This is a genomic window from Streptomyces sp. NPDC037389 (assembly GCF_040636475.1).
Classification (GTDB): Bacteria; Actinomycetota; Actinomycetes; order Streptomycetales; family Streptomycetaceae; genus Streptomyces; species Streptomyces hesseae.
This window is the reverse complement of record NZ_JBEZUS010000029.1, coordinates 19,447-27,737: the sequence shown is the minus strand read 5'-3', so window position 1 is coordinate 27,737 and position 8,291 is coordinate 19,447. Positions and strand designations below refer to the sequence as shown.

The 8,291-nt window shown below is 71.6% G+C and carries 9 protein-coding genes; all 9 read right to left on the bottom strand.

The window, feature by feature from the left end; all coding sequences use genetic code 11:
- Window positions 1-120 precede the first annotated feature (120 nt).
- Window positions 121-1,002: a methyltransferase domain-containing protein gene (locus tag AB0E98_RS33185; protein ID WP_361710136.1), complete on the bottom strand. Its 882-nt coding sequence runs from the start codon at window positions 1,000-1,002 to the stop codon at window positions 121-123.
- 54 nt (window positions 1,003-1,056) lie between these two features.
- The gene (locus AB0E98_RS33180) at window positions 1,057-1,314 is read right to left on the bottom strand and encodes a hypothetical protein (RefSeq protein ID WP_361710133.1); all 258 of its coding nucleotides are present in this window, start codon (window positions 1,312-1,314) and stop codon (window positions 1,057-1,059) included.
- Complete coding sequence (locus AB0E98_RS33175; RefSeq protein WP_361710130.1) at window positions 1,311-2,060, bottom strand: TNT domain-containing protein; 750 nt, start codon at window positions 2,058-2,060, stop codon at window positions 1,311-1,313. Before AB0E98_RS33175 ends, AB0E98_RS33180 begins: the two co-directional genes overlap by 4 nt.
- 157 nt (window positions 2,061-2,217) lie before the next feature.
- Window positions 2,218-3,231 carry an ETX/MTX2 family pore-forming toxin gene (locus AB0E98_RS33170; RefSeq protein WP_361710128.1) on the bottom strand — a complete coding sequence of 338 codons (1,014 nt, stop codon included), beginning with the start codon at window positions 3,229-3,231 and terminating at the stop codon, window positions 2,218-2,220.
- Window positions 3,232-3,437: 206 nt separating this feature from the next.
- Window positions 3,438-4,013 carry an FAD-dependent oxidoreductase gene (locus AB0E98_RS33165; protein WP_361710139.1) on the bottom strand — a complete coding sequence of 192 codons (576 nt, stop codon included), beginning with the start codon at window positions 4,011-4,013 and terminating at the stop codon, window positions 3,438-3,440.
- Window positions 3,944-4,630 carry an FAD-dependent oxidoreductase gene (locus tag AB0E98_RS33160; protein ID WP_361710125.1) on the bottom strand — a complete coding sequence of 229 codons (687 nt, stop codon included), beginning with the start codon at window positions 4,628-4,630 and terminating at the stop codon, window positions 3,944-3,946. Before AB0E98_RS33160 ends, AB0E98_RS33165 begins: the two co-directional genes overlap by 70 nt.
- Window positions 4,627-6,282: a class I tRNA ligase family protein gene (locus tag AB0E98_RS33155; RefSeq protein ID WP_361710123.1), complete on the bottom strand. Its 1,656-nt coding sequence runs from the start codon at window positions 6,280-6,282 to the stop codon at window positions 4,627-4,629. Before AB0E98_RS33155 ends, AB0E98_RS33160 begins: the two co-directional genes overlap by 4 nt.
- A 53-nt stretch (window positions 6,283-6,335) precedes the next feature.
- Window positions 6,336-6,686 (bottom strand): cupin domain-containing protein, encoded by a 351-nt coding sequence (locus AB0E98_RS33150; protein WP_361710120.1) that lies wholly within the window; start codon window positions 6,684-6,686, stop codon window positions 6,336-6,338.
- 43 nt (window positions 6,687-6,729) lie between these two features.
- Window positions 6,730-8,121, bottom strand: a complete 1,392-nt coding sequence (locus tag AB0E98_RS33145) for a SidA/IucD/PvdA family monooxygenase (protein WP_361710117.1) — start codon at window positions 8,119-8,121, stop codon at window positions 6,730-6,732.
- Window positions 8,122-8,291: the final 170 nt, after the last annotated feature.

Below are 8,291 nucleotides of genomic sequence, written 5' to 3'. Positions count from 1 at the left end.
CCACAACCAAAATGCCCGAAATGCCCCCACCGGCAGGGTGCCACCCCACTACCCCCCTTCGTAAGTGACCCACCTCTCATGGGACGCCTCACATCGCGACCCCCTCCCCGTCACCGCATGTCACTCCGCATGCGCGTGGCGTGCGTGGAAAATGCCCCACCGCAGCAGGCCGTCGCGGCAGGCGTCCACCCACAGGGGCAGGTTCTCCATGAGGCCCGCCAGATAGCCGGCGCTGATGACGTCGCCGAGCTCCGTGGCCCGGCTCCGGGTCTCGTCGGTGAGCCGGGTGTAGTGGGTGAGCAGCTGCTCGCTCCGGTCGTCGAAGTCGACGCGCGCCAGTCCGAGGGCGGTGAGCTGCCGGCGGTAGAACGAAGGGGTGGCCAGGGCGTCCACCTCAAGCCGTGCGATCGTCCGGTGCAGGGTCTCCGGAGGGGTGTCCTCGGCCGCCATCAGATCGGTGAAGACCAGGTCGCCCCGGGGCGCCAGCACACGGACCGCCTCGCGGAGCAGCCCCTGGCGATCGCCGCTGTGGCAGAAGGCCTCCTGGGACCACACCACGTCGAAGTGCCCGCCCCCGAAGGGGATGTCCTGGAACGACCCCGTGACGACCTCGATGAGGCCGTCCAGTCCGCGCTCGGCATTGACGCGGCGGTGGTGCTCGTTCTGGCTCTCGCTGATGTTGAGGGCGACGACGCGGCAGCCGAAGCGTTCGGCCAGGTAGCGGGTGGGGCCGCCGTAGCCGGAGCCCAGGTCCAGGATCCGGCACTCCGGGCCGAGCCGGGCGAGGCGTTCCGCGATCTTGTCCGCCGCGCGCTCGACCGTCCGGCGCGAGGCGGCGGCGACCGGCTCCTCCTCATGGGCGTAGATCCCGGTGTGGATGTCCTCGCCGCCCCAGATCCTGGCGTAGAAGGCGTCGACGTCACTGGTGTCGTAGTAGCGGCGTGCCGCGTCGACGGGGTCTCCGGTGAGCGGTGTGTTCGGCGTGCTGTCGTCGTAAGACATGGTCTTCCTCGGGAGCTCTCTCGCAGAAGTGCTTGTTTCCGGTGGTGGCCCGGCTCACCCGCCGGGGAGCAGTTGCCGCAGGAGTTCGCGGCACGCGGCCGTTTCCTCCGAGGCGGGGAAGCGCGCCGTCACGGCGTACTCCCCGCGTTCGAAGAGACCGGTCTCCCACATCCCGGAGCGCAGGCGCAGGAAGTGGAAGTCGGGGAGCGGCGCCGCGGGCTCGTGGACGCCCTCGACGGAGTAGAGGCGGTCGTTCACCCCCGCCGCGCGCAGCGCCGCGCACACCCGCCGCCGGTCCAGCGGTTCGGTCATCCCGTCGTGGCGCTCGTGGTGGCGCCGGTGTCGGCGCGCTTGAGGTAGCCGTTGTCGACCAGCCACTTCACGTTGAGCTTCGGGGTGGGGGCGCCGGGCACCAGGGCCGGGTCGAGCTGGATCTGCTGACCGCCGCCGGGCTGCTCGAACCACGCCGCGATGCCGCCCTGCCAGACGGTGAAGGGCTTGGCGACGGTGTAGACGTGGTAGTTACAGGGGTACTTGTCGTCGATGGTCTGGAGGCTGTCCGGCGGCAGGGCGCGCTGGGAGTACGGGGCGCCGGCCGGGGCGAGGAAGGAGCCGCCCTCGTGGCCGAAGCGGTCGAGTTTCTGGCCGTTCTTCAGCTGGGTCTTGTTCTTGTCGAGCTTGCCGCCGTGCTTGGCGAAGCCGTCGTCCGGCGGGTACTTCCACGTGGGTTTGCCGGTCCAGTAGGCGCTCAGGAACGCTTCGGGCTTGAGGTGCCCGGTTCTGTCGTAGCCCTTGAGCAGCGGCCCGACGGGCTTCTGCGAGGGTCCGGGGAGGGTATTGGCGGCGGGGCCGAGCTGAGGGTTCTTCGCGTCGAACGAGCCCGTGCACAGCTTGGCCTGGAGGTCGGCGGCCTTCGTCCCGCCGCCCGCTCCCATGACGGCCGCGGGGACGCGGCCCCGGCCGTCCTCCGCCGGAGCCGCGGTCGCGGGGCCGGCGAGCAGCGAGCCCGTCAGTGTCGCCCCGCAGACCGCCACGAGTAAGCGTATTCGGGTGTTCATTCTTCCTGCTCCTCTTCACCTGGGACGTCGTGTGCACGCGAAGAGCACGGAAACCCCGTGGGTCACCGTGCTCTCGCATGTTCTCCCGGACCCCGGTCGTGCGGGCAGACCAAGATCGGCCAGATGAAGAGGAGGGAGGGATTCAGACCGTTCAGGCTCAGCGGCCCGGGACGCTTGCCTTCCTGCCGTTCCGGTCGAGGGCGACCGGGATCGTCCGCGTCTCGACGCTGCGCTTCTGCCGGCCGTCGAGCGGCTTCTGTACGGCGTTGATGTTGAGCGACACGCCCTGGCCGCCGCTGAACTTGCCACTCGCGAAGGCGCTCACACCGTCCGCCGTGATCTCGTAGCCGGTCACGTCGACGATGCCGTTGGCCCGGCAGTCACGGAGGACCTCCTCGATCGGCACGAACCACAGCCAGTGGTTGTCGCCGTCGTGGTTGAGGTCGACCTTCTCGTTGAACCAGATGGCCACGTTCCCGCTGAGGTTGACGGTGGCGGTCCAGTCGATGTCGTACTTCTGGGTGCCGACCACGAGCGAGGCCTCGACGACCGACTTCGCGGGGATCTTCAGCGGGAGGTCGACGCTCCAGTTCTGCGTCTCCTTGTGGGTGTACTCCTGTGTGGAGGAGAGGCTGGCCTCGATCGACGTGGTCTCGCTGACCTTGGCGACGGCGGGGATCTCCGCCGAGACCTCCATGGTGACGCCGATCTTCAGCGACTCGGTGACCGAGATCCGCAGGTCCTGCTCGGTGGTCTTGCTCTGCTTGTACGTGACCAGCTGCTCGACGTCCGTGCCGTTGCGGTAGTTGGTGGAGACGGAGGTGACCTGACCCGGCACGGGGGAGGGGGCGTTGGGGTCGTAGACGATGCCGCTGTACTTCGCGGAGACCTGGTGCTTGTGGTAGTCGCCGAGGGCGCTCTGCTTGCCGTACTCGGTGGACGCGGTGAAGCGGCAGCCGTTGGACTTGGGGAATCTCTCCCTGGCCATCCACTTCCCCCACTCGTCCGTTATCTCCTGGAGCGAGCGGACGGCGCCCTTGCCCTTGGCGCTCGCCTGCGGACGGGGAGCGGCGCCGGCGGTGCTCGCGGTCGCTACGGACAGGGGGACGGCGGCGGCGACTCCGACAGCGGGAGCGAGCGCGAGAACGCGACGTCGGGAGACATAACTCATTGAATTCCGTACCTTCTTGGGGTCGGTGGCGGAGGGGCGAGCTGCTTGTTGATCATTGGATTCCGCTTTTACCGGCCCTGCATAGGGACTTTGGTCCCGAACACCCCAGGAGTATCGGAAGAAACCCTGAAATCCCCCGACTTGCTCACGCCATGCCGTCGCACGGACGCGCACGGCCACAGCCACAGCCACGACGGTGGCCGCGGTCAGCGCAGCGCGAACCGCGGCAGGGCCGTGCGCCCGCCCTCGACGACGTCGGCCACGTACTCGCCCCACGCGGGCCCGTGCTTGAAGCCGTGCCCGGAGTCGCCGCCCACCAGCCAGACGTCCCGGCGGCCGGGATGCCGGGCGAGCAGGAAGTGCTCGTCCGGCGCCAGCGCGTACGAGCAGACCTCGCGGCGCAGGACCGGCGAGCCGGCGAGGTGGGGGAGCCGGGCGCGGAGGTAGTCCCGCAGGGCCCGCGGGATCTCCTCGGGGCTCATGCCGGCGGAGGCGTCCGGATCGGTCTCCACGTCCGGTACGACCTTGACGCCGAGCTCCCCGATCGCGGGGATCCCGTAGCAGCCGTGCGCCCGGTCCAGCCAGGCCGGCTGCGCCTCGGCCCCCGCCCAGGGGCCCAGCGGCCGCACGTACCAGCTGTCCTGGCGGTACGGGCGGACAGAGGTCAGCCCGGGGAAGAGCGCGGGCAGTGCCGGCCCGACTGCCCAGACCGTCAGGTCGGCGCGCAGCGGCTCGCCGTCCACGACGGCCGTGCCGCCCGCGGGGGCGGCGGGCCCGCCCAGCAGCAGCCCTCCCCGATACCGCGCGGTCCCCGCCAGCGCGCGCCCCCCCCCGAGCGGCGGGGGCCCGGGGGCGCGCCCACCCCCCCGGCCGGGCCCCGGGGGGGCCCGCCGGCCCCGCGCAGCAGCTCCGCTCCCCGTTCCCGGGCGGACCCGGCGAGCGCGCGCACCGCCGCTCGCGCCAGGAGCACCCCGGCCTCCGGCTCGAACAGGGCCGTACCGGTCCCGCCGCCGTCGAAGCCCGGGAAGCGGCGGGTGACGGCGTCGGCGGTCAGGGTCTCGACCGGTGCGCCGAGGCGGCGCAGCAGCGCCGCGCTCGCCCGCTCCCAGTCGTCGCCGTCGCGGGGGCCCAGAGCGAGGACGCCGGTGGGCAGCAGGAGCCGTCGGCCGGACTCCCGTTCCAGCTCCCGCCACAGCGCGGTCGCCCGGTGGGCGAGGCCCGTGTACCAGTCGTCCGTGCCATGGGCGAGGCGCAGGATGCGGGTCTCCGCGCTCGAAGCGCCCGCCGTCCCGGGTTCGTTGGGGTCGAGGACGCGCACCGACCAGCCGCGGAAGGCGAGCGCGCGGGCGGTGGCCAGGCCGAAGACCCCCGCCCCGACCACCAGGGCCGTACGGCTCACGACGCCATGACCCGCGCTTCGAGGTCGGCGGGCAGCGGCGTGAAGAAGCGGGCGGCGGTGTCGACGCGCAGTCCGGCGGCGGGCGTCCGTACGCCGTCCCAGCGCGGCTCGCCGGTCTCGCCGAGGGCGGTCCACAGCCGGCCCGCGAAGTCCGGCATGACCGGGTGGGCGAGCTGGGCGAGCGTCCGAGCGGCGGCGGCCTCGGCGGCGAGCGCGGCGGCGGCCCGGCCGGAGTCCCGTCCCGAGCCCCGGGTGCGGCTCTGGGAGGCCGCGAAGTCCTGGGCGCAGAGGACCAGTTCGCGCAGCAGCCGGGTGGCGCGGCGGGGGGAGAAGTCCGCGGCGGAGTAGGCGCTCAGGCAGTCCTCGGCGATGCGCTCCAGCAGCCGCAGGAACCGCTCCTGGGACGGCAGGGGCTCGCCCGCCGGTATCGCGCCCCCGGCCCGCGTCTCGATCCGGGTGAACAGGTCGGTCAGCCAGGACTGCCAGCGTCCGGCCAGCTCGCCGTCGGCCAGCTCGTGGAAGCGCTCCCAGCCGAACGAGGTCCGCTCGCTCTCGGGGCGGTCGTGGGAGAGGACGAAGCGGGCGGTGTCGGCGGGCACGGCGGCCAGCAGGTCGTTGGCCCAGACGGCGTGGCGGCGGCTGGTGGAGAACTTGGACGAGCCCAGCTGGTAGAACTCGTTGGTCACCAGGGCCCTGGGCAGCTGGAAGCCGGCGTCGTAGGCCATCAGCAGGGCGGGCTGGAGCAGGGCGTGGAAGTAGCCGTTGTCGAAGCCGAAGAACTGGACGATCTCGGTCTGCGGGTCGTTCCATACCGAACGCCACTCGTCCGCGTCCCGGCCCGATGCGCGGAGCGCCTCGGCCAGCTCGGCGAAGTAGCCGGGCATCATCTCGGCCCAGACGTAGACCCGCTGGTCCTCGAAGCCGGGGACGGGCATCGGCAGGCCCCAGTCGGTGGGGTGGCTGACGGGGATGTCGGGCAGGCCCCGCTCGATCATGTCCGCGCACAGGGCCTCGAGCTGCGGGCTCATGGCGGTGGCCGCGTGGAAGGCGCGCAGCCGGTCGGCGTACTCGCTCAGCGGGAAGACCAGCCGCTCGACGGGGCGCTCCTCGGGCGTGCCGCCGCAGGCGTTGCAGACGGGGGCGACGACGTCGGTGACCCGGTTGGGCAGCGCGCAGTTCTCGCAGGAGTTGCCGTCGCTGGCGCTGCCGCAGTGCGGGCACTTGCCGGTGAGGTGCGCCTCGAAGAGGTACCGCTCGCAGTCGCCGCAGAACAGGGCCTGCTCGGTACGGACGCGCAGCGCCCCCTGGGCGTGCAGCCGGGCGAAGAACTCGCCGACGATGGCCCCGTGGAGCTCCGAGCGCCAGGGCCGGACGTAGGCGTCGGGGGTGAAGCGGGCGGAGCCGAAGATCCGGGCGATCTCGTCGGCGAAGCCTTCCGCCATCTCCAGGGGGTCGGTGCCGTCCCGCCGGGCCTTGGTGGGGACATAGCTCTGGTGGAGGTCGGAGCCGGTCACGAACAGGCCCTCGGCGCCGAGCAGGCGGTGGGCGCGGATCCGGATGTCGGCGCCCGAGTAGGGGCCCGACAGATGGCCGAGGTGGAGATCGCCGTTGGGGGTGGGCGGTGCGGCGGTGACCAGGGTGAACGAGGGCATGACGGGGCTCCGGATCGGAAGTCTCGGCGATAGGTGGTACGCGGCGCGGTGGCTCAGAGGTCGATGGGCCCGTGGTCCGTGGGCCAGTAGACGGAGAGGAAGACCAGCCGCTCGGTGTCGCTGGTGTTGCGCACGTGGTGCCGGCTGCCGGCCGGGAGCAGCGCGGTGACCTCGGGGCCGACCTCGCACTCCTCGCCGTCGACGGTCAGTACGCCGTGGCCGGAGAGGAACACGAACATCTCGTGGTCCTCGTGGTCGTGGGGATCGGTGCTTCCCTCCGGCTCGACGACGGCGCGGCCCACGCCCCAGGGAGCGAGCTCCTCACCGCCGTGCGGGTAGATCTGCTGGAAACGGATGCCGTAGGCGTCGACCAGCTGGTCTTCGCCCGTCTTCCTGATCAGCATGGCTGCTCCGGAGGGTAGGGAAGGGGAACGGTGGGGGCGGGGATCAGCGTCGGGCGGCCGAGCCGGCCGTGTCGCCGGCGCCGTCGGCGGACCGTCCGGCGCGCGGGATCCCGAAGGTGGTGAACGCGGTGCGCGAGGGCAGCGGGTGGACCTCGCGGCCCGTCATCGCGTTGAGGATGACGGCCGAGCGCCAGGCGGCGAGCCCCAGGTCGGGGGCGCCGACGCCGTGGGTGTGCCGTTCCGCGTTCTGGACGAAGACGGAGCCGGTGACCGGTCCGTCGAGGGCCAGCCGGTAGTCGGCGTCGACCACCGGCCGGCCGGCCGAGTCGCGGACGAGGAAGGGGGCGAGACCGTGCAGCAGACCGTCGCTGGGGCGCTCGGTGTAGCCGGTGGCGAGGACGACCGCGTCGGTCGTCAGCGTCTCGTGCCCACCCTCCTGGATGTGCTCCAGCTCCAGCTCGATACGCCCCCCGCGCGCCCGTCCGCCGCGGACGGCGGTGGCCGGGCGCAGGACCGCGTCGGGCCAGCCGCCGGTCAGGGTGCGCCGGTAGAGCTCGTCGTGGATGTCGCCGATGGTGTCGCCGCTGATGCCCTTGTACAGCTGCCACTGTGCCGGCACCAGCCGGTCGCGGGTCTCCTCGGGCAGCCGGCGGAAGAAGCGGGTGTAGTCCGGGGTGAACTGCTCCAGGCCCAGCTTCGAGTACTCCATGGGCGCGAAGGAGGGGGAGCGGCTGATCCACTGGAGGCCCTCGGCGCCCTCGGGCCGGGCGCGCAGCAGGTCCAGGAAGACCTCGGCGCCGGACTGGCCGGATCCGATCACGGTGACGTGCCGCTGAGTGAGCAGCTCCGCGCGACGTGACAGATAGTCGGCGGAGTGGACGGCCATGACGGCCGGGTCGTCCGTCAACGGCCGCAGCACCTGCGGAATGGCGGGTTCCGTGCCGATGCCGAGCACCAGGTTGCGGGCGTGGCCCCGGCCGGCCAGGACCTCGTCACCGTTCTCGTAGGTGTAGTCGACGGTGAACACCTGGTACCGCTCGTCCCACGTGATCGCGTCGACCTGGTGGCCGAAGCGGCATTGGGTCAGCTGCTCGCTCACCCAGCGGCAGTACGCGTCGTACTCGGCGCGGTGGATGTGCAACTGCTCGGAGAAGTAGAACGGGAAGAGCCGCCCGATCGCCTTGAGGTAGCCGAGGAAGGACCAGGGGCTCGTCGGGTCGACCAGGCTGACCAGGTCGGCCAGGAACGGGACTTGGAGCGTCGTACCGTCGATCATCAGTCCCGGATGCCAGCGGAATTCCTGAGTCCGCTCCAGGAAGGCCGACCGCAGACCGGGCACACCGTCGGCCATCGCGGCGAGTGAGAGGTTGAACGGGCCGATGCCCACGCCCAGGAGGTCGAGAGGCTCCGCCGCGGAGGGCATATCTGTCGTCATTCCCACTCTTTCGTGCCAGAGGGTGCCGGGGAGGGCGGGTTCCAGGGAGGGCCGGAGGCGGAGGCTCGTCACAGGACGGACCGCTCGAACACCTTTGCCCACGTCGAGGCGAAAGGCAAGTAATCCTTTGGTATTTGAGTGGCTCACGGTGTATTCGTCACAACCGCGGC